This window comes from Thermophilibacter gallinarum, assembly GCF_014982725.1.
Taxonomy (GTDB): domain Bacteria; phylum Actinomycetota; class Coriobacteriia; order Coriobacteriales; family Atopobiaceae; genus Thermophilibacter; species Thermophilibacter gallinarum.
In genome coordinates this window covers 247261-272746 of the sequence record NZ_JADCJZ010000002.1, presented here as the reverse complement: position 1 = coordinate 272746, position 25486 = coordinate 247261, and the positions used below count along the sequence as shown (strand labels likewise).

At 70.5% G+C, this 25486-nt stretch carries 24 protein-coding genes; 21 read left to right on the top strand and 3 right to left on the bottom strand.

Features of this window, described 5'->3' with window-relative positions:
- Nucleotides 1-9: 9 nt before the first annotated feature.
- The 3 genes from INF26_RS05135 to INF26_RS05125 all read left to right on the top strand — a co-directional run bounded on the left by INF26_RS05135 (nt 10) and on the right by INF26_RS05125 (nt 3004).
- The gene (locus INF26_RS05135) at nt 10-711 is read left to right on the top strand and encodes a DUF6580 family putative transport protein (RefSeq protein WP_193529660.1); all 702 of its coding nucleotides are present in this window, start codon (nt 10-12) and stop codon (nt 709-711) included.
- Nucleotides 712-798: 87 nt separating this feature from the next.
- Nucleotides 799-1599, top strand: a complete 801-nt coding sequence (locus tag INF26_RS05130; RefSeq protein WP_193529659.1) for a YebC/PmpR family DNA-binding transcriptional regulator — start codon at nt 799-801, stop codon at nt 1597-1599.
- A 397-nt stretch (nt 1600-1996) separates the two neighbouring features.
- Nucleotides 1997-3004 (top strand): formamidase, encoded by a 1008-nt coding sequence (locus tag INF26_RS05125; protein WP_193529658.1) that lies wholly within the window; start codon nt 1997-1999, stop codon nt 3002-3004.
- A gap of 100 nt (nt 3005-3104) precedes the next feature.
- Here INF26_RS05125 and INF26_RS05120 read toward each other — a convergent pair whose 3' ends face one another.
- Nucleotides 3105-3362 (bottom strand): hypothetical protein, encoded by a 258-nt coding sequence (locus tag INF26_RS05120; RefSeq protein ID WP_193529657.1) that lies wholly within the window; start codon nt 3360-3362, stop codon nt 3105-3107.
- 99 nt (nt 3363-3461) lie between these two features.
- On the opposite strand from INF26_RS05120, the gene INF26_RS05115 reads away from it, so the two are divergent.
- The 17 genes from INF26_RS05115 to INF26_RS05035 all read left to right on the top strand — a co-directional run bounded on the left by INF26_RS05115 (nt 3462) and on the right by INF26_RS05035 (nt 22572).
- Nucleotides 3462-4751: a PLP-dependent aminotransferase family protein gene (locus INF26_RS05115; protein ID WP_193529656.1), complete on the top strand. Its 1290-nt coding sequence runs from the start codon at nt 3462-3464 to the stop codon at nt 4749-4751.
- 144 nt (nt 4752-4895) lie between these two features.
- Complete coding sequence (locus tag INF26_RS05110; protein ID WP_193529655.1) at nt 4896-5657, top strand: tetratricopeptide repeat protein; 762 nt, start codon at nt 4896-4898, stop codon at nt 5655-5657.
- A gap of 24 nt (nt 5658-5681) precedes the next feature.
- Entirely contained in the window at nt 5682-5999 is a 318-nt protein-coding gene (locus INF26_RS05105) for an STAS domain-containing protein (protein WP_193529654.1), read from the top strand.
- A 42-nt stretch (nt 6000-6041) separates the two neighbouring features.
- Nucleotides 6042-6692 carry a Sec-independent protein translocase subunit TatA/TatB gene (locus INF26_RS05100; protein WP_193529653.1) on the top strand — a complete coding sequence of 217 codons (651 nt, stop codon included), beginning with the start codon at nt 6042-6044 and terminating at the stop codon, nt 6690-6692.
- 3 nt (nt 6693-6695) lie between these two features.
- Nucleotides 6696-7484 carry a twin-arginine translocase subunit TatC gene (tatC, locus tag INF26_RS05095; protein ID WP_193529652.1) on the top strand — a complete coding sequence of 263 codons (789 nt, stop codon included), beginning with the start codon at nt 6696-6698 and terminating at the stop codon, nt 7482-7484.
- Nucleotides 7485-7496: 12 nt separating this feature from the next.
- A complete protein-coding gene (locus INF26_RS05090; RefSeq protein WP_193529651.1) occupies nt 7497-10004 on the top strand; it encodes a DNA topoisomerase I in 2508 nt (835 codons plus the stop codon).
- A 39-nt stretch (nt 10005-10043) separates the two neighbouring features.
- The gene (locus INF26_RS05085) at nt 10044-11891 is read left to right on the top strand and encodes a glycoside hydrolase family 2 protein (protein WP_193529650.1); all 1848 of its coding nucleotides are present in this window, start codon (nt 10044-10046) and stop codon (nt 11889-11891) included.
- 335 nt (nt 11892-12226) lie between these two features.
- Nucleotides 12227-12844 carry a dTMP kinase gene (gene tmk, locus INF26_RS05080; RefSeq protein WP_193529649.1) on the top strand — a complete coding sequence of 206 codons (618 nt, stop codon included), beginning with the start codon at nt 12227-12229 and terminating at the stop codon, nt 12842-12844.
- On the top strand, nt 12841-13992 hold the full coding sequence (locus tag INF26_RS05075; protein WP_193529648.1) for a DNA polymerase III subunit: 1152 nt from the start codon (nt 12841-12843) through the stop codon (nt 13990-13992). Before tmk ends, INF26_RS05075 begins: the two co-directional genes overlap by 4 nt.
- Nucleotides 13971-15455, top strand: coding sequence for a PSP1 domain-containing protein (locus tag INF26_RS05070; protein WP_193529647.1), 1485 nt, complete (start codon nt 13971-13973; stop codon nt 15453-15455). Before INF26_RS05075 ends, INF26_RS05070 begins: the two co-directional genes overlap by 22 nt.
- A 517-nt stretch (nt 15456-15972) precedes the next feature.
- Nucleotides 15973-16395: a 6-pyruvoyl trahydropterin synthase family protein gene (locus INF26_RS05065; RefSeq protein ID WP_193529646.1), complete on the top strand. Its 423-nt coding sequence runs from the start codon at nt 15973-15975 to the stop codon at nt 16393-16395.
- A 132-nt stretch (nt 16396-16527) separates the two neighbouring features.
- Complete coding sequence (locus tag INF26_RS05060; RefSeq protein ID WP_193529645.1) at nt 16528-17571, top strand: glycoside hydrolase family 5 protein; 1044 nt, start codon at nt 16528-16530, stop codon at nt 17569-17571.
- Nucleotides 17571-18428: a 16S rRNA (cytidine(1402)-2'-O)-methyltransferase gene (gene rsmI, locus INF26_RS05055; RefSeq protein WP_193529644.1), complete on the top strand. Its 858-nt coding sequence runs from the start codon at nt 17571-17573 to the stop codon at nt 18426-18428. Before INF26_RS05060 ends, rsmI begins: the two co-directional genes overlap by 1 nt.
- A 199-nt stretch (nt 18429-18627) precedes the next feature.
- Nucleotides 18628-20235 (top strand): methionine--tRNA ligase, encoded by a 1608-nt coding sequence (gene metG / locus INF26_RS05050; protein ID WP_193529643.1) that lies wholly within the window; start codon nt 18628-18630, stop codon nt 20233-20235.
- Nucleotides 20236-20241: 6 nt separating this feature from the next.
- Entirely contained in the window at nt 20242-21096 is an 855-nt protein-coding gene (rsmA, locus tag INF26_RS05045; RefSeq protein ID WP_193529642.1) for a 16S rRNA (adenine(1518)-N(6)/adenine(1519)-N(6))-dimethyltransferase RsmA, read from the top strand.
- Nucleotides 21097-21118: 22 nt separating this feature from the next.
- On the top strand, nt 21119-22129 hold the full coding sequence (locus tag INF26_RS05040; RefSeq protein ID WP_193529641.1) for a TatD family hydrolase: 1011 nt from the start codon (nt 21119-21121) through the stop codon (nt 22127-22129).
- An 11-nt stretch (nt 22130-22140) separates the two neighbouring features.
- Complete coding sequence (locus tag INF26_RS05035) at nt 22141-22572, top strand: hypothetical protein (RefSeq protein WP_193529640.1); 432 nt, start codon at nt 22141-22143, stop codon at nt 22570-22572.
- Here INF26_RS05035 and INF26_RS05030 read toward each other — a convergent pair.
- Nucleotides 22569-23129 (bottom strand): hypothetical protein, encoded by a 561-nt coding sequence (locus INF26_RS05030; RefSeq protein WP_193529639.1) that lies wholly within the window; start codon nt 23127-23129, stop codon nt 22569-22571. The genes INF26_RS05035 and INF26_RS05030 overlap by 4 nt on opposite strands.
- 1 nt (nt 23130) lies before the next feature.
- Nucleotides 23131-23793 (bottom strand): helix-turn-helix transcriptional regulator, encoded by a 663-nt coding sequence (locus INF26_RS05025; RefSeq protein WP_193529638.1) that lies wholly within the window; start codon nt 23791-23793, stop codon nt 23131-23133.
- A gap of 296 nt (nt 23794-24089) precedes the next feature.
- On the opposite strand from INF26_RS05025, the gene INF26_RS05020 reads away from it, so the two are divergent.
- Entirely contained in the window at nt 24090-25424 is a 1335-nt protein-coding gene (locus INF26_RS05020; RefSeq protein WP_193529637.1) for a uracil-xanthine permease family protein, read from the top strand.
- Nucleotides 25425-25486: the final 62 nt, after the last annotated feature.

The following is a 25486-nucleotide window of genomic DNA, read 5'->3' as shown; positions in this document are numbered from 1 at the left end:
GTACCCATGATGGGGGAGAGACAAACACCGTGGGCCCGGGCGCTCGCCGCACTGGAGATTCCGGCCCTGCTAGCGGTGCCGACGGCCATGGTCGCGCTCGCGCTTGCGGGGGTGCCGGCAACCGCTGGCCTCACGCTCGCCGTGGCGCTTCTCGCCCTGGGGCTCATGCTCGCGAGCTTCGAGGCGTCCCGGCCCGCCCTGCGCCAGCTCATGCCCACGGCGGTGCTCGCGGCGGTCGCGGCGGCGGGGCGCGTGCTCTTCTCGCCGATTCCCGACGTCAAGCCGGTCTCCGCGATCGCGATCCTCGCGGGTGCGGCGCTCGGCCGGCGCAGCGGCTTTGTGGTGGGTGCCGTGGCGGCGCTCGCCTCCAACGTCTTCTTCGGGCAGGGGCCGTGGACGCCCTGGCAGATGTACGCCTGGGGGCTCGTCGGCTATGTCGGCGGCGTGCTGGGCGAGAAGGACCTGCTCTCGCGCGGGCCGGCCCTCTACGCGTGGGGCTTTGCGTCCGGCCTGGTCTACGGCCTCATCCTGAACGGCTACCACGTCCTCGGCTACGTCCAGCCGCTCACCTGGGAGTCCGCGCTGCTCGCCTGCGCGGCCAGCCTGCCCTTCGACGTGACGCACAGTGTTGCCACGGTTGCGTTTCTCGCCGCGATCTGGCTGCCGTGGGGCCGCGCGATCCGGCGCGTCGTCGCCAAGTACGGACTGTGAGGTCACCTTCTCGTCACCCTTTACATTTCGGCCGCTCTTCGCTATCGTAGGCACGTTTCATGCCATGGATCAACGAAGGGGATGCGCATGTCCGGACACTCTAAGTGGGCAACTACCAAGCACAAGAAGGCGGCCATCGACGCCAAGCGCTCGTCGCTGTTCTCCAAGCTCTCCCGCAACATCACCGTTGCGGCCAAGCTCGGCGGCGACCCCAACCCCGACAACAACGCGACGCTCGCCGCCGCCGTCGCCCGCGCGCGCATGGTCTCCATGCCCAACGCCAAGATCAAGGCCGCCATCGACAAGGCCTTCGGCTCCGGCTCCGACGCCGCCAACTACGCCGAGATCACCTACGAGGGCTACGGCCCCGCCGGCGTGGCCGTCTACGTCGACTGCCTGACCGACAACAAGAACCGCACCGCCGCCGACGTGCGCTCTGCCTTCTCCCACTCCGGCGGCTCGCTCGGCACCTCCGGCTCCGTCGCGTTCCAGTTCGAGCGCAAGGGCTCCATCGCCGTCGAGAAGGTCATCAAGTCCGAGGACAAGAAGGTCGCCGACAAGGAGAACGCCGTCGACGAGGACGAGTTCATGATGGCCGTCGCCGAGGCCGGCGGCGAGGACTACGAGGACGCCGGCGAGGAGTGGATCGTCTGGACCGCCTACGACAAGATGCAGGACGTCCAGAAGGGTCTCGAGGCCCAGGGCATCGAGGTCAAGGGCTCCGAGCTCACCATGGTCCCCACCACGCCGACCGACGTCTCCGTGGCTGACGCCAAGAAGGTCCAGCGCCTCGTCGACCGCCTCGACGAGCTGGAGGACGTCCAGAACGTCTACCACACCATGAACATGACCGACGAGATCGCCGAGGCCCTGGCCGAGGACGAGTAGTCGGCAGGTTGCAGCACTGACTGACGCGGCGGCGTCCGGGGAGTCCGGGCGCCGCCGTTTTTCGCCCGCGCCGCCTCGATTCACGTTGTGCACGAGTTATCCTCCGCGTCGGACGAAACGGGGCACTTTTGCGGCGGAAGAGTCGGAGTTTTCCCAGTTGGCATCTGCCATCGAACACATGGCATATAACCTAACTCGTGCACAAATGAAAGCGGGCCACGGGGACCGCCGGGCGAGAAGGGCCTCAAGCCGGAGGGCGCCAACCGGAGGTTCAGGCTTGGTGCCGCCCGCCGTCGAAATGGGGCCGTCTCCCGGATGTAACCACAACATATAGTATGCGCAATACTACTCACCTACCATAAGTCGTGTTCGGTACCCACAGGGAGAGGAGCACGACATGGGCAGCATCGGAAGCATGGGTAAGCCGAGAATGGGCTTTCTGGTGGCGGCGATCCAGTTCCCCGCACCGGTGGTGAACAGCCGCGCCGACATCGACCGCCAGGTCGAGAGCATCGTGCGCACGCTCAAGGCGACCAAGGCCGGCTATCCCGGCGTCGAGCTGATCGTCTTCCCCGAGTACAGCACGCAGGGCCTCAACACCGCCAAGTGGCTCACCGACGAGTTCCTCTGCGACATCCCCGGCCCCGAGACCGAGGCCTTCTCGCGCGCGTGCCAGGAGGCCGGCGTCTACGGCGTCTTCTCCATCATGGAGCGCAACCCCGACCCCACGAAGAACCCCTACAACACCGCGATCATCATCGACCCCGCGGGAGACATCGTCCTCAAGTACCGCAAGCTCTTCCCGTGGAACCCCATCGAGCCGTGGTACCCCGGCGACCTGGGCATGCCGGTCTGCGAGGGCCCCGGCGGCTCCAAGCTGGCCGTCTGCATCTGCCACGACGGCATGATCCCCGAGCTCGCGCGCGAGGCCGCCTACAAGGGATGCAACGTCTACATCCGCATCTCCGGATACTCCACGCAGGTCAACGACCAGTGGATCCTCACCAACCGCTCCAACGCCTGGCAGAACCTCATGTACACGGTCTCGGTGAACCTGGCCGGCTACGACGGGACGTTCTACTACTTCGGCGAGGGCCAGGTCTGCAACTTCGACGGCACGACGCTCGTCCAGGGGCAGAGAAACCCGTGGGAGATCGTCACGGCGGAGATCTACCCGCAGCTCGCGGATAACGCGCGCCTCTCCTGGGGCCTCGAGAACAACATCTACAACCTCGGCCACCGCGGCTATGTGGCCGTGCCGGGAGGCGAGCCGGACGCCGGCCTCACCTACATCAAGGACCTCGCCGCCGGCCGCTACAGGCTGCCGTGGGAGGACGAGATGGACATCAAGGACGGCTCGATCTACGGGTACCCCACCACGGGCGGCCGCTTCGGCAACGAGTAGGCCTTCGGGGGACGGGGAGGGCAAGGTCCGTCGCGAGTTCTTGCCGCGCTCTTTGCGGCAAGCTGTCTGAGCGCCGGACCTTGCCCTCCCGAGGCCGCGGCTACTCCACCGTCCCGTAGACGTTGCCCCAGCCGCGGGCCGTGAGAATAGAGTTCATCTGGTCGCAGAGGCGCTGGCGGGTGTAGGCGCGCGGCGGCAGCGCCGCCACGACCTCCATGAGGTCGGAGCAGAGGTCCAGGATCTCCGCGCGCATCTCCACGTCGAGGCGGCTTGCCGTCGCCGCAGCGGAGACGCCCGGGGGGAACACGGAGTCAACCAGGCGCTGCAGCTCCCCGTAGTCCTCCGAGCGCATGTCCATGTGCCCTCCCTGTAAGCGTTCCTTTTCGTGAGGAACATGGTAGCAGCATCGGCCCCGTTTGCCTCTATACTCAGACGGGACCAACCAAGAGGAGGACTCATGCCCAACGCCTACCAGAACATGACCGACGCTGCCCTCGACGCCGCCATCGCGGAGCTCGAGGCCCAGGCCGCCGACCTGCGCGCCCTCGACCTCAAGCTCGATATGGCCCGCGGCAAGCCCAGCCCCGAGCAGACCGCGCTCTCCAAGCCCATGCTCGACCTGCTCACCGCCGACTCCGACCTCTCCGACCAGGGCGTCGACGCCGACAACTACGGAGCGCCCGACGGCCTGCCCTCCGCGCGCGCCCTCGCGGCGGAGCTCCTCGGCGTGGACGCGGCCAACGTCTCCGTCATGGGCTCCTCGAGCCTCAACATCATGTACGACTGCGTGGAGCACGGCTACGTCCACGGCATCGGCGGCGAGAAGCCCTGGTGCCAGCAGGGCGAGGTCAAGTTCCTCTGCCCCGCGCCCGGCTACGACCGCCACTTCACCGTGACGGAGAGCTTCGGCATCAAGAACGTGCCCGTCCCCATGCGCGAGGACGGTCCCGACATGGACGTCGTCCGCGAGTACGTCGAGAAGGACGCCACGGTCAAGGGCATCTGGTGCGTGCCCAAGTACGCCAACCCCACCGGCGTGACCTACTCCGACGAGGTCGTCCGCGCCTTCGCGGCCCTCAAGCCCGCCGCTCCCGACTTCCGCATCTTCTGGGACAACGCCTACGCCGTCCACACCTTCGACGGCGAGGGCGACGAGCTCCTCAACATCTTCGACGCCCTCGCCGAGCAGGGTGCCGAGAAGAACCTCGTCTACGAGTTCGCCTCAACGGCCAAGGTCACCTTCCCCAGCTCCGGCATGGCGTGGGTGACCGCGAGCCCCGCGGACATGGCGGAGCTACGCCGCGCCTTCTCGGCCATGCGCGTCTCCCCGGAGAAGATCTCCCAGCTCGCGCACGTGAAGTTCCTGAAGGACGCCGCTGGCGTCGCCGAGCACATGAAGAGGCACGCCGCGCTCGTGGCGCCGCGCTTCGCCCTCGTGGAGGAGAAGCTCAGCTCCGGCCTCGGCGAGCTGGGCTGCGCCACCTGGACGCACCCCAAGGGCGGCTACTTCGTCTCCTTCGAGGGCCCGCGCGGCTCGGCCAAGGCCGTCGTGAGCCTCGCCAAGGAGCTCGGCGTCACGCTGACCCCGGCCGGCGCCCCCTGGCCCTACGGCGAGGACCCCGAGGACACCAACATCCGCATCGCCCCCACCTACCCGAGCCTCGAGGAGCTCGGCCAGGCGCTCGACGTCTTCGTCGTGGCGGTCAAGCTCGTCTCCGCGCGTCTCGCCAAGGCGGAGCGCGCCTAGCCGCTCGGCCACCCGGGCTCTGGCGAAGTTCTGTTATTCTCGCCGCGTCGGGCGCCCGACCCCGCGCGGGCGGGCGCCTGTGGCATACTCTTGGATTTCGTGGGCGCATCGGGCGCCGGCAGTTGTCAGGGAGAACTCACGCGGATGTCAAAGCGTCGTTCGACACAGCAGAAGACGAGGCCGCAGGCCTCGGAGGCGACGCCCGTCGCGAAGAAGCGGGAGCGTCGCCCTGGCGAGCTCTCCACCTTCCAGAAGGCCGTCGTCATCGTCTTCATCGTGATCTTCGCCCTCTCCACGCTCGCCGGTGCGCTGGCGTCGGTCTTCCAGAGCACCCAGGGCCAGAACGTCGAGTACGACGTCGACTACGTCGACTCCCAGTACGAGGACTACGTGGCCGACCTCGAGTCCCAGCTCGAGGGCGACCCCGAGAACGCCGAGACCCTGCTCGCCACCGCCCGCGCGTGCTCCACGTGGGGCACCACGGTCATGATGCTCGCGGCGGACGACGCGGAGGCCGCCCACGGCACCGAGCTCGTCGAGCGCGCCGTCGGCTACTACGACCGCTACCTCGCGCTCGACAACGCCTCCGACGCCCGCGCCGAGCGCGCCATGTGCGAGTACTACCTCGGTGACGCCGAGACGGCGACCGCGGACCTCGAGGCTCTCACGACCGACGACCCCGAGTACGCGACCGGCTGGTACGACCTCGGCCTGCTCTACGAGGGCCAGGGCCAGACCGACGAGGCCCTCGCCGCCTACCAGAAGGCCGTCGAGCTCGATCCGGACGACGAGCAGGGCGTGGGCTCCAGCGCCCAGTCCCGCGTTGACGAGCTCACGGGGGCGGCGGATGCCGACGAGGGCGCCGACGACGCCACCAGTGACGATTCCTCGGAGACGGGCGAGTAGCCCGCCTGCGGGAAGGGAGAGACCATGAGCCTTGAGATCACGACGACCGCAGCCGGCGAGGACCGCCTCGTCCGCGTCGCGGGGGAGGTCGACGTCTCGTGCGCCGACGAGCTGCGCTCCGCCATCGACGCCCAGATCGCAGAGGGCGTGACGGGCGAGCTCGTCGTCGACATCGCCGACGTCCCCTACATCGACTCCACGGGCATCGGCGTGCTCGTGGGCGCCGCGCACCGCGTCTCCGAGGCGGGCGCGACGTTCGTCGTCGCGCGCCCGCAGCGCAACGTCGCCCGGGTGCTCGGGCTTCTCGGCGTCCAGTCCGACCTCAACATCCGCGAGGCCTAGGCGGCCCGCTGACGCGACCACAGAATCGGGAGGATACCTTCGGTGTTTGGCATTGGAGAGGGAGAGCTCGTCCTTATCGTGCTCTTCGCATTTCTGGTCTTTGGCCCGGACAAGCTGCCGGGCATGGGGCGCACCCTCGGCCGCGCCCTGCGGCAGTTCAAGAGCGCCCAGGAGGGCTTCACTGAGGTCGTCCAGACCAACATCGTGGACCCGGCCGCCGAGGCCCTGAGCGACAGCCCCAAGAAGCCGACCCGCAACCGCGCGGCCGAGCTCGACGAGGACGCCGACCTCGACGCCCCCGAGGGCGAGGACGCCCCGCGCCCCAAGCGCGCCGAGACCTTCGCCGAGCGCAAGAAGCGCCTCGCCGAGGAGAAGGCCGCGCGCGAGGCCGCCGAGGCCGCAGCCGCCGCCGAGTCGGACGCCGACGCCCCCGAGCCCGCCGAGAAGGGCGACGACTCCGATGTCGCAACCGGCGAAGCCGCCGACGAGCCCCAGCCCGCCAAGCCCTCCCTTGCCGACCTGTATGCGATGACCTCCTCTTCGAGGCCCCGCACCGCCGGCGCCGGAGACGGGGACAGCCCCGTCGCGACTCACGAAGTGAGCGAGGCGCGCAGCGCCGAGCGCGGAGCGGACGGGGCTGACCCCGCCTCCGGCGCCGGCACGGACGCCACTGACGACGAGAAGGAGGCCTAAGCCATGCCGATCGGTCCCGCACGCATGCCCATCATGGACCACCTCGGCGAGCTGCGCCGCCGCCTCACGATCGTCGTCGTGGCGGTCTTCCTGTGCGCGCTCGTCGTCTACTTCGCCACGCCCACGCTGATCGAGCTCATGATCGGCCAGATCGAGGAGGCAATGAACGGGGCCAAGCTCGTCGTCACCACGGTGCTCGGCGGCTTCACCATCCGCTTCAAGGTCGCCCTGTTCTTCTCGGTCATAATCTGCTGCCCGATCATCATCTGGGAGGTCATGGCCTTCTTCCTGCCGGCCCTCAAGCCCAAGGAGCGCCGCTGGGTCGTGCCCACGGTGGGCGCCATGGTCCTGCTCTTCTTCCTGGGCATGGTCTTCTGCTTCTTCGTGATCCAGCCCGCCGCCTTCGGCTGGCTGCTCGAGCAGTCCCGCGAGATCGGCACGCTCATGCCCGAGGCCAGTGACTACCTGGACATCTACATGCTCCTGGAGATCGGCTTCGGCCTCGCCTTCCAGCTGCCGCTCGTGATCTTCTACCTGTCGATCCTGCACCTGGTGCCCTACAAGACGTTCCGCTCGCAGTGGCGCATCGTCTACGTGGTGTTCATGGTGCTCTCCGCCGTGGTCACGCCCGACGCCTCGCCCGTCACGATGGTCCTCATGTTCGCCGTGCTGATCTTCCTCTACGAGGCGGCGCTCGCCGTGGCGCGCTTCATCATCGTCGCGCGCGACGGCAAGGAGGCGCTCAAGTGGTCCCGCGAGGACTACGAGAACCGCGACCTCGAGAAGCTCTAGGGCGGTGACGCAGTGAGGCTCATCGTCACCGAGAAGAACGACGCCGCGCAGCAGATCGCGCGCCTGCTCTCCACCTCCGGCAAGCCCAAGGCCGACAAGGTCTACAACACGCCGGTCTACCGCTTCACCTGGGACGGAGAGGACTGCGTCACCATCGGCCTGCGCGGCCACATCCTCAAGGTCGACTTCCCGGTCCAGCTCACGTTCGACGACAAGAACGGCTGGCAGGGCCTCACCGCCGACGGCGAGCTGCTCCCGGCGGACGTCCCCGACGGCCTCGCCCGCCCGCCCTACAAGTCCCGCCGCAAGCCGTTTTTGGCCGACGGCGTGGACCTCAAGGGCTGGAAGATCGCGAGCCTGCCCTATCTGGTGTGGGCGCCCATCGAGAAGCTCCCCGCCGAGAAGGAGATCATCCGCGCCCTCAAGAACCTCGCCAAGAAGGCCGACTCCGTGATCATTGGCACGGACTTCGACCGCGAGGGCGAGCTCATCGGCTCCGACGCGCTGCGCCAGATCCGCGAGGTCGCTCCCGACGTGCCCGTCGCCCGCGCCCGCTACTCCGCCTTCACCCGCGCCGAGATCGACCACGCCTTCGCGAACCTCGTCGAGCTCGACCAGGACCTCGCCGACGCCGGCGAGTCCCGCCAGTACATCGACCTCATCTGGGGCGCCGTCCTCACGCGCTACCTCACCGCCGCGCGCTGGAGCGGCCTGGGCACCGTGCGCTCGGCGGGCCGCGTGCAGACGCCGACGCTGGCCCTCGTCGTGGAGCGCGAGCGCGAGCGCCTCGCCTTCGTGCCCGAGGACTACTGGGTGATCCAGGGCCAGGCCGAGAAGGACGGCGACGCCGCCGGCCCCTTCAAGATCACGCACGCCACCGCCCGCTTCTGGGACCGGGCCGCGGCCGAGACCGCCTTCGGCCACGTGAGCGGCGCCACCGAGGGCACCGTCACCGCCGTGGAGCGCAAGAGCCGCACCCAGCGCCCGCCCGCGCCGTTCAACACCACGAGCCTCCAGGCCGCCGCGGCCGCCGAGGGCATCTCGCCCGCCCGCACCATGCGCCTGGCCGAGAGCCTCTACATGGACGGCCTCATCTCGTACCCGCGCGTCGACAACACGGTCTACCCCAAGTCGCTCGACCTGCGCGAGTGCGTCCGCATGCTCTCCACGGTGCCGGCCTACGGCTCCGTGTGCCACGAGCTGCTGAAGCAGGACAAGCTCACCGCGACCCGCGGCAAGCAGGAGACCACCGACCACCCGCCGATCTACCCCACGGCCCCGGCATCCCCGGACAGCCTCCAGCCGGCGGAGTGGAAGCTCTACAACCTCATCGCGCGGCGCTTCCTGGCCACGCTCATGGGCCCGGCCACGATCGAGGGCACCAAGGTGACCTTCGACGTCGCGGGCGAGCCGTTCACGGTCTCGGGCAGCGTGCTCGTCAGCTCAGGCTTCCGCACGGCCTACCCCTACGGCCTCAAGAAGGACGACCAGCTCCCCGCGCTCGCCGAGGGCGACGTGGTCTCCGTCGGCGACATGGAGCTTCTCGCCAAGCAGACCGAGCCGCCCGCTCGCTACAGCCAGGGCAAGCTCATCCAGGAGATGGAGAAGCGCGGGCTGGGCACCAAGTCCACGCGCGCCAGCATCATCGACACGCTCTACGAGCGCAAGTACTTCAAGAACGACCCGGTGGAGCCGAGCCAGCTCGGCATGGCCATCATCGACGCGCTCACCACCTACGCGCCGCGCATCACGAGCCCCGACATGACGGCGGAGCTCGAGGACGACATGACGCGCGTGGCCGAGGGCACGAGCGCGCAGGAGCAGGTCGTGGGCCACTCCCGCGCGCTGCTCGCCGGCCTCATGGACGTGCTCGTGGAGCACACCGACGACCTCTCCGACGCCATCGCCGACGCCGTCACGGCCGACGCCAAGGTGGGCACCTGCCCCAAGTGCGGCAAGGACCTCGTGGTCAAGAGCTCGGCAAAGACGCGCGGCAGCTTCGTGGGCTGCATGGGATGGCCCGACTGCGACGTCACCTACCCGCTGCCCCAGGGCAAGATCTCCGCGCTTGAGGGGGAGGCCGCCGTGTGCCCGGAGTGCGGCGCGCCGCGCGTGAAGGTACAGCCGTTCCGCAGCCGTGCGTACGAGACCTGCGTGAACCCCGCGTGCCCCACCAACCGCGAGCCCGACGTGGACGTGGGCGCGTGCCCGGCGTGCGCCGAGGCCGGCCGCTCCGGTCGCCTGGTGGCGCACAAGTCCGAGAAGAGCGGCAAGCGCTTCATCCGCTGCACCAACTACGACGACTGCGGCACGAGCTACCCGCTGCCCGCGCGCGGCGCCCTCGAGGCGACGGGGGAGACGTGCCCGGACTGCGGCGCGCCGCTCGTGGTGGTCACCACCGCCCGCGGCCCGTGGAAGCTCTGCCCCAACATGGACTGCCCCGGCCGCGAGAAGAAGGCCGCCGCGCCGCGCCGCGGGGGCCGTCGCACGGGCGGGACGCGCGGCCGAAAGAAGTCCTAGGGCCACGGAGGCGCGGTTCGGGGGCGCAGGGAGGATGCCATGCTGGACCTGAGGCGCGTGCTCGCGAGCAAGCCCAAGCCGCCGACGGACGTCGAGCTCGCGGAGCTCTGGACGCCGTGGGGCGAGCAGGTCATGGCGGGCGAGGGGGACAACGCGCCCGTCTCGCACCCGCGCCCGCTCCTTGCACGCGAGCGCTGGGCCTCGCTGAACGGCAGGTGGGAGTGCGCGTTCGTCGTCGCGCCCGACGCCGCGTCCGCCTGGCGCACGGCCGCGCCGCCCGAGGGCGGCCGGCGGCCCGTCCGCGTGCCCTTCTCACCCGAGGCCCCGCTCTCCGGCGTAGGCCGCCAGCTTAGGCCGGACGAGCTGCTGTGGTACCGCCGCGAGCTCGAGGCGCCGGTCCTCGCCGCCGGCGAGCGGGTGGTCCTGCACCTGGACGCCGTCGACTGGGCGTGCGCCGTCTACGTCAACGACGTGCGCGTCGCCGAGCACACGGGTGCCTACCTGCCCTTCTCGGCCGATGTCACGGACGCGCTGCGCACGGGCGAGAAGAACGAGCTCGCCGTCTGCGTCTTCGACCCGTCCGATGCCGGCACGCAGCTCCGCGGCAAGCAGCGCCTCGCCCGGGGCGGCATCTGGTACACGGCCCAGAGCGGCATCTGGCGCGACGTCTGGTGGGAGGTCGTGCCGGCCGCGCACGTCGTCGACCTGCGCGCGGACGCGCGGCCGGGCGAGGGGCGCGTGGTCCTTCTCGCCCGCGCGGCGGGGGAGGGCGAGCTCGTGGCCCGCCTCTTGGACGACGGGTCCGAGGTGGCCCGCGCGGCCGCATTCGTCCGAGGCGGGGGCGACGTGGAGCTCTCGCTTTCCGTGGGCGAGCCGCGCCTCTGGAGCCCGAGCGACCCGCACCTCTACGACCTGGAGGTCTCCCTCGGCGCCGACCGCGTGCGCAGCTACTGCGCCTTCCGGACGGTCGAGGTGCGCCCGGACGCCGCCGGCGTGCCCCGCGTGCACCTCAACGGCGAGCCCCTCTTCCTGCGCGGCGTGCTCGACCAGGGCTACTGGCCGGACGGCCTCATGACGCCGCCCGCCGAGGGCGCGCTCGAGCACGACGTCCGCACGATGCGCGACTTGGGCTTCAACCTGCTGCGCAAGCACATCAAGGTCGAGCAGCCGCGCTTCTACGCGCTCTGTGACCGGCTCGGGATGCTCGTCTGGCAGGACATGCCCTCGGGCGGCGGGGCGTACGGCGCGTGGCACACGAGCTACAAGCCCACGCTCTTCCGCGCGAGCTGGACGCGGATGTCCGATCGCGGGGAGCGTGCGTGGCGCCGGCTCGCGGCCGACGACCCCGCGTACCGCGAGGAGTGGCGCGCGACCTGCGAGGGGACGGTTCGCCTGCTCGCGGGGCACCCGTGCGTGATCGGCTGGACGCTCTTCAACGAAGGCTGGGGGCAGTTCGATGCCCGCGCCGCCACGGAGCTCGTGCGCGGGCTCGACCCCTCCCGCCCGGTGAGCGCCGCGAGCGGCTGGTACGACCAGGGCTGCGGCGACCTCTTCAGCGTGCACAACTACTTCCGCCCGCTCGAGGTCTGGCGCGACCGCGCCCGGGCGCGCCGCGCGTTCGCGATCTCCGAGTTCGGCGGCGTGAGCTGGGCGGTCCCGGGTCACGTGAGCCTGGCGACGTCGTACGGCTACGAGGAGGCCGCCGGGGGCGCGGAGTTTGCCGCCGAGGTGCGCTCGCTTCTCGCCCGTGCGGACGCCCTCGAGGCCGAGGGCCTGGCCGGCTTCGTCTACACGCAGCTCAGCGACGTGGAGGAGGAGACCAACGGCCTGCTCACCTACGACCGCCGCGTGAGCAAGCTGGCGGTGGCCTCGCCCGATCGGCCCTGACGGCACCCCTCAAGAGGGTTTGGGTTCGAAAATCGGGCAAATCGGGCGCATCGTTGGAGCCCAACTGGGAAAACGTCGGCGACCGCCGGTTTTTCGAACCCAAACTCAAATCGGGTTTGGGTTCGAAAAACGGGACGAAAGTGGTCCATCGATTTGATACCACTTCGCTGACCTGCGGGTCTTTCGCCGAGTGTCCGACGCGAGGCGCGACTTCCGAACCCAAACCCTCCGCGGGGTCGCGCGGCGTCGCCGAGAGGGGCGTCCCGCCGTGGTTTTCTCGCGGCGGGCGGGGCGGCGCGGTACCATTGAGGGGCTACGAGACCGAGGGGAGGCGCATGGGACGCGGGGTGTTCATCACGCTCGAGGGGGCTGACGGCTGCGGCAAGTCGACGCAGGCCGCGCTGGTCGCCGAGGCGCTCGCGGCGTCCGGCCGCGAGGTCGTGCGCCTGCGCGAGCCCGGCGGCACGCCGATCTCCGAGAAGGTCCGCGCGCTGCTTCTGGACCCCGCCAATGCCGAGATGGTCCCGGAGTGCGAGCTTTTGCTCTACGAGGCCAGTCGCGCCCAGCTCACGCGCCAGGTCATAGAGCCCGCCGTCGCGCGCGGCGCCGTGGTCCTGTGCGACCGCTACTACGACTCCACCTACGCCTACCAGGCCGGCGGCCGCGAGCTGCCGGACGACCTCGTGAACGCCGCCAACGCGCTCGGAAGCTGCGGCGCCGTGCCCGACCGCACGCTCGTCTTCGACCTCGAGCCCGCCGTCGCCCTCGCGCGCGCCACGGCCGGCGGCGCGGACCGCCTCGAGGCCGAGGGCCTGGCCTTCCAGGAGCGCGTTCGCGCGGCCTACCTGCGCCTCGCCGCCTCCGAGCCCGACCGCGTGCGCGTGGTGGACGCCTCGGGCGAGAAGGACGAGGTGCTCGCCCGCGCGCTCGACGCCCTCGGGGACCTGCTATGAGCGCCGCAGCCCCCGCGCGGGTGCCCGCCGCCCTCGACGCCCTCGCGGACCAGCCGCGCGTGCGCGACTTCCTCGCCACGGCGCTCGCTGAGGGTCGCCTCTCCCACGCCTACCTCTTCCTGGGCCCCCCGGGCGCCGGCAAGCACGAGGCGGCCGAGGCGCTCGCCAAGTGCGTGGTCTGCCCGAACGGCGGCGACGCCACCTGCGACGAGTGCCGCCGCGTGGCGCACCGCACCCACCCCGACGTCCGCTGGCTCGTCCCGGGGAGCGCGACCGGCTACCTGGTCACGCAGGTCCGCGAGCTGATCGAGGACGCGGGCCTGGCGCCCGTCCGGGCCCGCACCAAGGTCTACGTGCTCGAGCGCGCCGAGCTCCTGCGCGGCGCGGCGGCGAACGCCCTGCTCAAGACCCTCGAGGAGCCGCCCGCCAACACGATGTTCGTCCTCTGCGGCCGCACGGTCGACGCCCTGCTGCCCACGATCGTCTCGCGCTGCCAGCAGGTGCCGTTCGCCGCCCCCTCGGCCGCCGCGGGCGTCCGCGCCGTGACGCGCGCCTGCCCCTGCACCGAGGCCGAGGCCCGCATCGCCCTCTCCGTGACCGGCTCGCCCGCCCGCGCCGTCGAGTACCTGGGCTCCGCGAGCCGACGCCAGGTGCGGCGCCTCGTCGTGGACACACTGGACGCCCTCCCGCGCGACGACTCCTGGGACGTCCTTCTCGCCGCGCGCGAGATCGTGGGCGCGGTGTCCGTCCCGCTCGCCGACGTCAAGAAGGCGCAGGAGGAGGCGCTGCAGGAGACCCAGGACTTCCTCACCTCGGCCGCCCTCAAGCAGGTGGCCGACGCCAACAAGCGCGAGCTTACGGCCCGCGAGCGTTCGGGTATGATGGAGGTTCTGGCTGCCGTGGAGTCCATCCTGCGCGACGTGCTCGTGCGCTCGGAGGGCCTGCCGGACGCCATCGTCAACGAGGACGCCGCCGCCGTGGTCGACCGGCTCGCCGCCCGCGCCTCCACGCGCCGCGTGGTGGCCGCGCTGGACGCCGTCGCCCGCGCCGCGGACGACCTGGCCCGCAACGTGTCACCCCAGCTGACCCTCGAGGTCATGCTTCTCTCTGTCAAGGAGGCACTCACATGCCCACCGTCATTCCGGTGAAGTTCGCCTACGCCGCGCGCGACCTCTGGTTCGACCCGGCCGGCACCGGCGCCCAGGAGGGCGACCACGTGATCTGCGCTACCGAGCGCGGCCAGGAGATCGGCCTGGCCACCGCCGACGCCCGCGAGGTCGCGCCCGAGGAGCTCTCGTCCACGATCGGCCACGCGCAGCTGCGCGGCGTCGTGCGCATCGCCACCGACGAGGACCTGGAGCGCGGCGACGAGCTCGCCCGCCGCGGCGAGGAGTCCATGCCCGCGTTCCGCCGCCACGTGGCGGAGTCCGGCCTGGACATGAAGCCCGTGGGCGTGGAGTACCTCTTCGACGGCGAGAAGGCCGTCTGCTACTTCGCCGCCGAGGAGCGCGTGGACTTCCGCCAGCTCGTGCGAGACCTCTCGCGCGAGTTCCACGTCCGCATCGACATGCGCCAGATCGGCGTGCGCGAGGAGGCCGCCATCGTGGGCGGCTACGGCCACTGCGGCCAGGAGCTCTGCTGCCGCCGCTTCGCCACGGGCTTCGACCCGGTCTCCATCCGCATGGCCAAGGAGCAGGACCTCCCGCTCAACTCCACCAAGATCTCCGGCGCATGCGGCCGCCTCATGTGCTGCCTGCGCTACGAGTTCGAGGCCTACCGCGACTTCAAGAGCCGCGCGCCCAAGAAGAACGCCGTGATCGACACGCCGCTCGGCAAGGCCAAGATCATCGAGTACGACACCCCCAAGGAGCAGCTCTGCTTGCGCCTGGAGAGCGGCAAGCAGATCCGCGTGGCGCTCGCCGACATGACGGCCTCCGAGGCCGCCCACAAGAAGTCCGAGGAGCTCGGCTGCCCGTGCCGCCCGGACACCGTCACGCGCGAGGTGCTCGACCGCCTGGAGTCCCCGGACGTGCAGATGGCCCTCGCCGAGCTCGACCGCAAGAACGGCGTGCTCGCCGAGCCCGAGGTGGACGCCTCGGACATCTTCGTCGAGCCCAAACGCAAGCGTCGTCGCGCGTCCTCCGGCGCGCCGTCCGGCGAGAAGAACGAGCGTCCCGCGACCGGCCCCGCGCCGTCCGGCGAGGGCGGCTCCGGCGCGACGCGCCGCCGCCGCAAGCGCCGCCCGGGCGACGGCGGGGGAGAGGCCGCCGCGGCCCCGGCCGAGACGCAGCAGAACGGCGCGCGCCGCCGTCACCACCAGGCCGCCGAGGGCACCTCGGCCGAGGGCGCGCCCTCGCAGGGCCAGGGCGCCACGAGGCGCCGCCGCCCGGGCGACAAGGGCGGCCAGGCGGCGGCCGGCACTGCGCCGCGCGGCATGCAGCCGTCGCGCAAGAGGCGCACGCAGCAGGGCGGCGGCGAGCCGTCCCAGCAGCAGCCGCCCAAGCAGCAGCCGGGCGCGGAGGGCGCGGCGCCCAAGCGCCGTCGCCGTCGTCGCGGCGGCCGCGGGCGCGGCGGCAGCGCTGGCGAGGGCGGAGCGCCCGCCGGCGAGTAGCGGCGCCCGCGTCCTTCTCGCCCCGCTGCTGCTCTGGGTAGCTGCCCGGATTCCTGCCCCGCGCAGGAACCTCCCGGTCTTGAGAAACATGTTCGATGCTGAGCCCCGGTTGGTTTCGGGATAGATAGCAAGACCCGTCCCAACCTGGCAACAGGGGCGAGAAGAACGGCCTTCTCGCCCCTGTTGCATAAACCTTTGTCCAAAAACCGCCGATTTCTGACAGAAGCCGGCCTCTCAGCAAGCGAAGCCCCCGTGAGCACAAACCCCGTCTTTTCTGACACCCCCTCGGACGTGCGGCACGCAGCATCATCGATTACCGGTAAAGTGCGACCCTGCGTTCTTCTCGGCATACAAAAGCGCGCGTTTCCGTCCGTCCGCTCGCGTTTTGACTATGAATCCTCGGTAATGCATTCTTATGCACTGCCTCGAGCATGCACAATCGAGAAGAGCCGGAAATCGACGACTCTGCATTGCCGGCCAAATGACCGCCCCGCCGGGCGTCGCAGAAAGGAACCCCATGTACGGGCTCAAGACCGAGTGGCACTTCGACTCCGCGCACTTCCTGGCCGACTACCACGGCAAGTGCGAGAACCTCCACGGCCACCGCTGGCGCGTCGTCGCCTACCTGCGCACGGACGCGCTGGGCGCGGCAGGCACGGAACGCGACATGGTGATGGACTTCGGCGCGTTCAAGCGCGCGGTACGCGAGGAGTGCGATGCGCTCGACCACACGTTCCTCGTGGAGGAGGGCACGCTCGCGCCGGCCACGGTGGCCGCGCTCGAGGCCGAGGGCTTCAGCCTCACCGTGCTGCCCTTCCGCACCACTGCCGAGAACCTCGCCCGCCACATCTGCGGCCGCCTGCGCGACCGCGGCCTGCCCTGCGCGCAGGTCGACGTCTACGAGACCCCGCTCAACTGCGCGACCTACCTCGCGGACTAGCCACCGCTCCTGCGGCGGGCGGGTCTTCGACCCCCCCGCTCGCGAACCTGTCCAAAACGTCACGCGCGCGCCGGGAATAACGTCCGCGCGCGTGGCTATACTGGCCTTAGGGCGAGCGATCGGAGGTGGGTCATGGGAAACAACACCCTGCACGGGGTCAACCTGACGGGCTGGCTGACGCTCGAGTCCTGGGTCACGCCGGAGCTCTTCGCCGAGGCCGGCGCGCTCGACGAGGAGGCGCTCGTCACGGCGCTCGGCCGTCGTCGCTACGCCGACTACGTGCGCAACCACCGGGCCACCTTCGTCACGCGCGAGGACTTCGCCCGCATCGCCGCGCGCGGCTTCAACGCCGTGCGCATCCCCGTCCCCTGGTACGTCTACGGCGACGAGGGCCCGGAGCCCGGCCCGTACGTGGGCTGTGCCGAGCTCGTGGACGAGGCGCTGGAGTGGGCCGAGGAGATCGGCCTCAAGGTGGTCTTCGCACTGGCCATGAGCCCGGGCGGCCCCCACTCCGACAACGGCATCGCGCCGGACAACGCCGACTGCCACGTCACCCGCGACGAGATCCTCGAGGTCGTCTACGCGCTGGCCAAGCGCTACGCCCACCGCACGGGCTTCTTCGGGCTGGAGCTCGCCGACGAGCCGGTCCTGCAGGTGCGCCGCGGCCTCGCGCTCACCGACGGCGTCCCCGTGCACCGCCTGCGCAACTACTACCGCGAGGCCTACGAGCTGGTGCGCAGCGCCGCCGGCGAGGACGTCGTGGTCATCATGCCGGACGGCGGCGTCGCGCGCGGCTGGGGCCGCTTCATGGCGCAGCGCCACTACCGCAACGTCTGGCTCGACTGCCACCTGGACCGCCCCGCCGCGCACGTGGACGTCTCCGGCCCGGCGGGCGTGCGGCGCCTGGTGCGCGCGCTCGAGGGGCGCCTGCGCGAGGCGCGCCGCGCGGACATGCCGGTCATGGTGGGCAAGTGGTCGTCCTCCCTTCCGGTCGCGGACTCGCAGATGACGCCCGAGGGGCGCATCGCGCTCGAGCGCGTCTACACCTCCGAGCAGCTCCACGCCTACGAGAAGTGCCCCGCGTGGTTCTTCAACACCTGGAAGACCTCGGGCAAGCTCGCCGCGTGGGACGCCCGCGTGGCGCTCGCCACCTTCGAGCGCGGGATGATCGTCTGATGGCGGGTCTTCTCAGCGTCGTCGGAACGCCCATAGGCAACCTCGAGGACGCCTCCCCGCGCGTGCGGCGGGTGCTCGGCGAGGCCGACGTCGTGCTCTGCGAGGACACGCGCGTGACGGGCCGCCTCATGAGCGCCTTCGGCCTGCGCGTCCGCCTGGAGCGCTGCGACGAGAACGTCATGGCCGAGAAGATCGACCAGGTGCTCGGGCGCCTCGCGGCGGGGGAGCGCGTGGCGTTCGTCTCCGACGCGGGCATGCCGGGCGTCTCCGACCCGGGCCAGCGGCTCGTGGACGCCGCGCTCGACGCCGGCGAGCGCGTCGAGGTGGTGCCGGGTCCGAGCGCGGTGACCTGCGCGCTCGTGGCGTCTGGCCTGGCGAGCGACCACTTCTTCTTCGAGGGGTTCCTGCCGCGCAGGCGCGGCGCCCAGCTCGCGCGCCTCGCGGAGCTCGCTGCGATCCCCGGGACCCTGGTGATATACGAGAGCCCGCGCCGCGTGGCCGAGACCCTCGCCAACGTGGCCGAGGTCTTCCCGGGGCGCCGTGTGGCGCTCGTGCGGGAGCTCACGAAGCTCCACGAGGAGGTCGTACGCGGCCTCGCCCCCGAGCTCGCGGCGGTCGTCGCCGCCCGCGAGGAGGTGCGCGGCGAGTGCGTGGTCGTGATCGCGGCGCCTGATGCCGATGAGCTCGCGGCGCGCCGCGCGGAGGCCGCCGGCCCCGAGTGCACGCTCGAGGAGGAGATCGCCGCCGGCCTCGCCGCGGGCGAGCCCAAGAGCGCGCTGGCCAAGCGGCTCGCAAAGTCCTTCTCGCTGCCGCGCGCGGAGGTCTACGACGCCGTCGTCGCGGCGGCGGCCCGCTAGCCGCCCGTCCTTCTCGCCGCGCGTTGTGCGGGTTAGAAAATCGGGCGCGTCCCTGTGCAGAAACGTTTCCGCGTTAGGAATCGGCGCCTGTCCCCGTCAAAACGGCGAGAAGAACGGGGACGCGCGCCGATTCCTAACGCGCACTACAAAAGAGTACAATCGACCCCGCATGCCAAGATCCGTCATGAGGAGTCGCACAATGGCAGAGAAGCCGTCCTACTTCGTCACCACCCCGATCTACTACGTCAACGCCGCCCCGCACCTGGGCACCGCGTACTGCACGCTGCTCGCCGACGTCCAGGCGCGCTTCCGTCGCGCGGCCGGCTACGACGTCAAGTTCCTGACCGGCATGGACGAGCACGGCGAGAAGGTCGCCGAGGCCGCCGCCGAGCACGGCATGACCCCGCAGGAGTGGTGCGACTCCCAGGCCCCGCTCTTCCAGGACCTCTGGCGCGAGCTCGAGGTCTCCAACGACGACTTCATCCGCACCACCGAGCCCCGCCAGAACCACGCGGTCCAGTACCTCTGGGACCGCATGCTCGAGTCCGGCTATCTCTACAAGGGCTCCTACGACGGCTGGTACTGCGTGCCCGAGGAGACCTACTTCACCGAGACCCAGGTCGAGAAGGCCGACGAGGAGCGCGGCACGAAGGGCGAGCACCTCTGCCCGGACTGCGGACGCCCGCTCGAGCGCGTCCAGGAGGAGTCCTACTTCTTCAAGCTCTCCGCCTTCCAGGACCGCCTGCTCAAGCTCTACGACGAGCACCCCGACTTCGTGCAGCCCGACTTCCGCATGAACGAGGTTCGCAGCTTCGTCGAGGGCGGCCTCACGGACACCTCGGTCTCCCGCACGACCTTCGACTGGGGCATCAAGGTGCCCTTCGACGACAAGCACGTCACCTACGTGTGGTTTGACGCGCTGCTCAACTACATGACCGCCGTGGGCTACAGCCTGGACGACCCCGACTCCCGCGCCGAGCTCGCGCGCCGCTGGCCCGCCCAGTGCCACCTCATCGGCAAGGACATCATCCGCTTCCACTGCATCCTGTGGCCCGCCATGCTCATGGCCATCGACGAGGCCCTGCCCGAGCACGTCTTCGTGCACGGCTTCCTCACGGTGCGCAACGCCGAGACGGGCAAGGCCGAGAAGATGTCCAAGTCCCGCGGCAACGCGATCGCCCCGCGCGACGTCATCGAGCTGCTCGGCGTCGAGGGCTACCGCTACTACTTCATGACCGACGTCATCCACGGCGAGGACTCCGCGATCTCCTTCGAGCGCATGGAGCAGGTCTACAACGCCGACCTCGCCAACAGCTGGGGCAACCTGGTCTCGCGCGCCCTCAACATGAGCGCCAAGTACTTCGACGGCAGGACGCCGGAGACGCCGGACGGCTGGGCCGAGAAGGACGGCGTGCTCAGGGGCGTCGCCGCCGGCATCTACGACCGCTACTTCGAGCGCATGGCCGCCTTCGACTACGTGGGCGCCAAGGACGTCGTCATGGAGCTCGTCCACGCCGCCAACCACTACATCGAGGACTCCGCGCCCTGGGCCGTGGCCAAGGACCCGGAGCGCGCCGGCGAGCTCGCCGACATCATCCGCGACCTGCTCGAGTCCATCCGCATCTGCGCGCACCTGCTCGCGCCGTTCATGCCCGAGACCTCGGCCGAGGTCCTGCGCCGCATGAGCCTCGAGGCCGAGGCCGCCACGGACGACCTCGCCGGCGCCTGCGCCTGGGGCGGCCTCGCGGGTGGCGTCCCCGTGACCAAGGGCGACGCGCTCTTCCCGCGCCTGGACACCAAGAAGTAGGCGAGCGTGACGGGTTCCCCTCTGGCAAACCCCGGTGCCACCCGCGCCCTTCTCGAGGCGTACGGTCTCGCGACCAAGCACAGCCTGGGCCAGAACTTCCTGGTCAACAACCACGTGATCGAGAAGATCACGGACCTGGCCGAGCTTGGCGAGAAGGACCGCGTGCTCGAGGTGGGCCCCGGCATCGGCACGCTCACGCTGGCGCTTCTCGCCGAGGCGGGGCACGTGGTCTCCGTCGAGATGGACCGCGAGCTCGAGCCCGTGCTCTCCGCGCACGCGGCGGCGCACCCGAACTTCTCGTTCATCATGGGCGACGCGCTGCGCGTGACGCCGGAGCAGATCGCGGAGGCCGCGGGCGGTGAGCCCGACGTCCTTGTCGCCAACCTGCCCTACAACGTGGCCGCCACGATCATCCTCGCCTACCTCCAGCGCATGCCGAGCCTGCGCCGCCTCGTGGTGATGGTGCAGGCCGAGGTGGCCGACCGCATCTGCGCCGACCCCGGCAACCGCACCTACGGCGCCTACACGGCCAAGCTCGCGCTTCTCGCCCGCGTGACCGGGCGCTTCGAGGTGGGGCCGGGCAACTTCATGCCGCCCCCGCACGTGGACTCCGCCGTCGTGCGCATCGACCGCGCGCCGCTCGTGGACGCCGCGCGCGTGGCCGAGGTGTCCGCCGTGATCGACGCCGCGTTCGCGCAGCGCCGCAAGACCATCCGCAACTCCATGGCCGCCTCCGGCTACGAGAAGGGTGCTCTCGACGACGCCTTCGCCGCCTGCGGCATCGCGCCCACCTGCCGCGCCGAGACCCTTTCGCCCGCCGACTTCGTGCGCCTCGCCGAGGCCCTGGGCGACCGACCCTGACCCCCGCACCCAAGGAGAGCCGATGTCCGAACAGATCTCCCTCGACCACCTCATGCTCGCCGACCGCGAGCTCTTCCACGACCAGAAGGGCGCGCCCTGCGACTGGCCCCGCCCGCTGGCCCCGCTCGCGGACACCCACGGCCACCTCACGAGCTTCCGCGCCCACGACCCGGCCATGGCGCTCGTGCGCGCCGCGCTCGCGGGCGTGCGCCTGCTCGTCATCCCCGTGGACCCGGTGAGCGACGTCCCCCGCAAGTGGCCGAGCGTGGCCGCCTTCCTCGGCTGGCTCGAGGGCCAGATCGACCTCGCGCGCGTCTGCCTGGCCGAGGCGCGCGGCATGAGCCTCACCCCGCCGGAGTTCGAGGGCTGGGACGTGCCCGACCTGCTGGACAACATCCGTATCGTCGCCGGCGTGCACCCCTACGGCTCGGCCCAGGTGGACGACGCCGCGGTCGAGCGCCTGCGCGAGCTCCTCGCCAGCCCCCGCGCCGTGGGCGTGGGCGAGTTCGGCCTGGACTACGGCCCCTACAACAAGGTCCCGGCCGAGCCCCAGGAGGCGGCGCTGCGCCTCCAGCTGCGCCTCGCGCACGAGCTCGACCTGCCCGTCCAGCTCCACATCCGCGACGCGGCCGGTGATGTGCGCGTCAACGCCCACCGCCTCGCCGCCCGCATCCTGCGCGAGGAGGGCGTGCCCGCGCGCGGCTGCGACCTGCACTGCTTCACCTCGGACATCAGGGTGATGGAGGACTTCACGCGCCTGGGCTGCCACGTCGCCTTCGGCGGCGCCGTCACGTTCTCCCGTTCCGACGAGATCCGCGAGGCGGCCACCTACTGCCCCGAGCGCTATCTGCTCACAGAGACCGACAGCCCCTACATGGCGCCGGTGCCGCTGCGCGGCCAGGAGTGCGAGCCGGCCATGGTCTCGTTCACCGCCGCGTGCGTGGCCGACGTGCGCGAGGCCGGCGGCCGCGGCGGCCGCCAGTCCACCTACGAGGCGCTGTGGAACAACGCCTGCAAGCTCTTCTCGCGATAGGGGGTCGCGTCATGCCCGCTACGATCGTCGTCGCGCTTCTCGCCGTTCTGGCGTGCGTCGTCCTCATGGTCGCGCTGTTCGTGGTGGCGTGGCGCCGGACGCTCGCCCAGGTCGAGGCGTCGGGCCTGCGCTACCGCATGCGCTGCGAGGGCTGCGGCCACGAGTTCGACCTCTCCCCGCGCGAGTTCGCGCGGAGCAAGATGCGGCGCTCCCGCTCGACCACGCGGACGCGCGTGAAGGGCGTCGCGCTCGTGAGCGAGCCGCACTACCACTACGTCGCCAAGCGCTTCGACTGCCCCGCGTGCGGCGAGAGGACCTGGTGCGAGAACCTCAACGCCAACGAGGCGCAGGGCGTGGTCAACCCGATCGCGCTGCGCAACTTCGGCGCCGCGCTGCTGGTCCTGGTGGTGATCGGGACGGTGCTGCGCGTGGTCTTCGCCTAGCGCACGAGCGCCAGCACGCGCGCCCACGGCGACGGCCGCACGAGCTCCTCGTCCGCCGGCAGGCCGGAGCGCACGGCGGCGATGAGGCGGTCGACGGCCTCGGAGGCGGGGCGACGCGCCCAGCCCATGCGCGGGCAGCCCATGACGCGCGGGAAGAGCGCGGCGCGCCCGACGACAACCCCGCCCATCCAGCTCAGCCCCAGCTCCTCGCAGAGGCCCGCGAGGGCGTCCAGGGCGGGCCCGGCGCATCCGGGGTCGCGCGCGTCGGTGGCGCCGAGCGCGTAGACGCGGGTCCCGGGCGCGCACGGGCGCAGCGCGTCCGCGAGCCGCCCGTTGCCGCCGCGCGCGTCGAACAGGGTGCCGAGAAGCACCGTGTCGCAGTCACCCGGCATGTCGGCGCCGTCCGCGCGCACGAGCTCGGGCGCGTCCATGCCCGACAGGCGGGCGTAGACGGGCAGCGCCTCGGCGAAGTCCGAGAGCAGGCAGTCCACGGCGTCCGCGGCGTCGACGGCCACGAGCGCCACGCGTCGCGGCAGGCCTGTCACTCCGTCCGCCACGCTACTCCCGCTCGTCCTGCTCGTCGGCGGCGCGCGCCTCGTCGAGGTAGTTGTAGAGGGTGTACTTGGAGATGCCGAAGTACTTGCAGACCTTGGGGCCGCTCTTGGTGATGAGGAACGCGCCCGTGTCGTTGAGGTAGCGGATCGCGCGGACCTTCTCCTCCTTGGTCATGAGCGCCACCGGCGTACCCACGAGCTGGACGCTCTGCTCGATGAGGTCGTCCAGGAGGTCGGCCACGCTGCGCACGATCGGCTCCGGCTCGCGCGGGGCGCTCGGGCCCGTGCCCACGACCTCGGCGATGGTGTCGCCCATGGCGCGCAGGATCGTGATGTCGTAGTTGACGGCGAAGATGCCCACCGTACGGCCGTGGTCGTCGCGGATGAAGACGGTCGAGGACTTGAGGATCTTGCCGTCCGCGGTCTTGGTGAGGTAGGCCAGCCGGTCCTCGAGCCGCTCCTCGCCGGCGTGCAGCGCCTCGAGCACCACGTGACTCGGCCCGTCGCCGAGCTTGCGGCCCGTGACGTGGCCGTTCTCGATGGCGACGATGGAGTGGCTGGGGTCGGCCGCCTCCAGGTCGTGGACGACGACCTCGCACCCGCTGCCGAACTGCAGCGCGAGCGCGTGGGCGAGCCGCTTGTAGAAGTCGAGCTGGGCCTCGGTCATGGCGTTCTCCTCGCTTCGTGTGAACGAGAGAGATGGTACCCGAAATGGTGGACCTGCCAAACTTTTTGTTTGGTCCGTCTTCCGGGCCCCGGCGGGCGCGCCGGGCGAGAAGAACCCTCTGACGTGGCGTTATAGCCATCTGAGGACAACGAAATTATTTTGGAAGCGGGGCATTTCCCGTACCGTTCGCGCCCCGCAACCGACCGTCTAACAGAATTTCATAGAACCAGACAAATTGTCAGTGCGCGCACGTAATACCATCGAAACACAGTCGGAGCATCGTGGAGAGGACGAGCATGGCTAACACGCAAGCGGCGGAGGAGAAGGGGTCCTCCGCGATCCTGTTCCAGCGCGAGGGGATGCCGCCCATCGGCGAGATGCTGCCCTGCGCGCTCCAGCACGTGCTGGCGTCCTTCGCCGGCATCATCACGCCGGCGATCCTCATCGCGGCCACCTTTGACTTCACCGCTCAGCAGAAGACCGACATCATCCAGGTCGCGCTGATCCTCTCCGCCATCGACACGGCGCTGCAGGCCTTTGCGCCGTTCCGCCGCATCGGCGGCAACCTGCCCATCGTCATGGGCGTGTCGTTCGCGTTCCTGCCCGCGCTGCAGGCCATGGGCGCCACGTTCTCCTTCGGCGCCCTTCTCGGCGGCGAGATCGTGGGCGGCATCGCGGCGATCCTCTTCGGCATCTTCTACGGCAAGCTCAAGGCGTTCTTCCCGCCGGTCGTCACCGGCACGGTGATCTTCACGATCGGCGTCTCGCTCTACCCGACGGCCATCAAGTACATGGCCGGCGGCGAGGGCACCGCGCTCTGGGGCACCCCGCAGGCCTGGTGCGTGGCGCTCGTCACGTTCGCCGTGGTCTTTGGCCTCAACAACTTCGCCAAGGGCACCCTCAAGCTCGGCAGCGTCTTCTTCGGCATGATCGCCGGCATCATCGTGTCCGCGCCCTTCGGCATGCTCGACTTCTCCGCCGTGGGCTCCGCCGGCGTCTTCGCGTTCCCCAAGATCATGCCCTACGCCATCGAGTTCCACCCCGAGGTCTGCATTACGCTCGCCGTGGTCTACCCGATGGTCGCCATCCAGGTCATCGGCGACGTCTCCGCGGCCTGCCTCGGCGCCATGGACCGCATGCCCGACGAGCGCGAGCTCTCCGGCGCCATCGTCTCCCAGGGCGCCACCTCGCTCGTCTCCGCCTTCATCGGCGGCCTGCCCACCTCCGCGCTTGGCCAGAACGTGGGCATCATCTGCTCCAACAAGGTCGTCAACAAGTGGGTCTTCGTGACCGTGGCGGCGGTCTTCGCCGCGGCGGGCCTGCTGCCGCAGCTCTCCGCGCTGCTCACGGCCATCCCGCAGCCGGTCATCGGCGGCGCCACGGTGGGCGTCTTCGGCACCATCACCATGAACGGCGTCCGCATGTTCACCAAGGACGGCCTCACCCCGCGCGTCACCACGATCGTGGGCACCTCGGTGGTCTTTGGCCTGGGCATCTGGATGGCGTCGGGCTGCCTCGCGGGCGAGGGCATGCCGAGCTGGGTGACCACCGTCATCGGCTCCAACGCCATCACCCCGGCCGCCATTATGGCGATCATCCTCAACCTGATCCTCCCCAAGCCCGAAAAGTGATTCAAAAGGGGACAGACCCCTTTTGAATCATTCCGCAGGAAAGAGGGGCGAGAAGACCGATC

What these genes read in the sequence shown, in the direction of transcription:
- INF26_RS05130 (WP_193529659.1), top strand. Translation starts at nt 799, where the DNA reads ATGTCCGGACACTCTAAGTGGGCAACTACCAAGCACAAGAAGGCGGCC.
- INF26_RS05085 (WP_193529650.1), top strand. Translation starts at nt 10,044, where the DNA reads ATGCTGGACCTGAGGCGCGTGCTCGCGAGCAAGCCCAAGCCGCCGACG.
- INF26_RS05035 (WP_193529640.1), top strand. Translation starts at nt 22,141, where the DNA reads ATGCCCGCTACGATCGTCGTCGCGCTTCTCGCCGTTCTGGCGTGCGTC.
- INF26_RS05060 (WP_193529645.1), top strand. Translation starts at nt 16,528, where the DNA reads ATGGGAAACAACACCCTGCACGGGGTCAACCTGACGGGCTGGCTGACG.
- rsmI (WP_193529644.1), top strand. Translation starts at nt 17,571, where the DNA reads ATGGCGGGTCTTCTCAGCGTCGTCGGAACGCCCATAGGCAACCTCGAG.
- INF26_RS05125 (WP_193529658.1), top strand. Translation starts at nt 1,997, where the DNA reads ATGGGCAGCATCGGAAGCATGGGTAAGCCGAGAATGGGCTTTCTGGTG.
- metG (WP_193529643.1), top strand. Translation starts at nt 18,628, where the DNA reads ATGGCAGAGAAGCCGTCCTACTTCGTCACCACCCCGATCTACTACGTC.
- INF26_RS05105 (WP_193529654.1), top strand. Translation starts at nt 5,682, where the DNA reads ATGAGCCTTGAGATCACGACGACCGCAGCCGGCGAGGACCGCCTCGTC.
- INF26_RS05120 (WP_193529657.1), bottom strand. Translation starts at nt 3,362, where the DNA reads ATGGACATGCGCTCGGAGGACTACGGGGAGCTGCAGCGCCTGGTTGAC.
- INF26_RS05075 (WP_193529648.1), top strand. Translation starts at nt 12,841, where the DNA reads ATGAGCGCCGCAGCCCCCGCGCGGGTGCCCGCCGCCCTCGACGCCCTC.
- INF26_RS05115 (WP_193529656.1), top strand. Translation starts at nt 3,462, where the DNA reads ATGCCCAACGCCTACCAGAACATGACCGACGCTGCCCTCGACGCCGCC.
- INF26_RS05065 (WP_193529646.1), top strand. Translation starts at nt 15,973, where the DNA reads ATGTACGGGCTCAAGACCGAGTGGCACTTCGACTCCGCGCACTTCCTG.
- INF26_RS05070 (WP_193529647.1), top strand. Translation starts at nt 13,971, where the DNA reads ATGCCCACCGTCATTCCGGTGAAGTTCGCCTACGCCGCGCGCGACCTC.
- tmk (WP_193529649.1), top strand. Translation starts at nt 12,227, where the DNA reads ATGGGACGCGGGGTGTTCATCACGCTCGAGGGGGCTGACGGCTGCGGC.
- tatC (WP_193529652.1), top strand. Translation starts at nt 6,696, where the DNA reads ATGCCGATCGGTCCCGCACGCATGCCCATCATGGACCACCTCGGCGAG.
- INF26_RS05040 (WP_193529641.1), top strand. Translation starts at nt 21,119, where the DNA reads ATGTCCGAACAGATCTCCCTCGACCACCTCATGCTCGCCGACCGCGAG.
- INF26_RS05110 (WP_193529655.1), top strand. Translation starts at nt 4,896, where the DNA reads ATGTCAAAGCGTCGTTCGACACAGCAGAAGACGAGGCCGCAGGCCTCG.
- INF26_RS05020 (WP_193529637.1), top strand. Translation starts at nt 24,090, where the DNA reads ATGGCTAACACGCAAGCGGCGGAGGAGAAGGGGTCCTCCGCGATCCTG.
- INF26_RS05135 (WP_193529660.1), top strand. Translation starts at nt 10, where the DNA reads ATGGGGGAGAGACAAACACCGTGGGCCCGGGCGCTCGCCGCACTGGAG.
- INF26_RS05025 (WP_193529638.1), bottom strand. Translation starts at nt 23,793, where the DNA reads ATGACCGAGGCCCAGCTCGACTTCTACAAGCGGCTCGCCCACGCGCTC.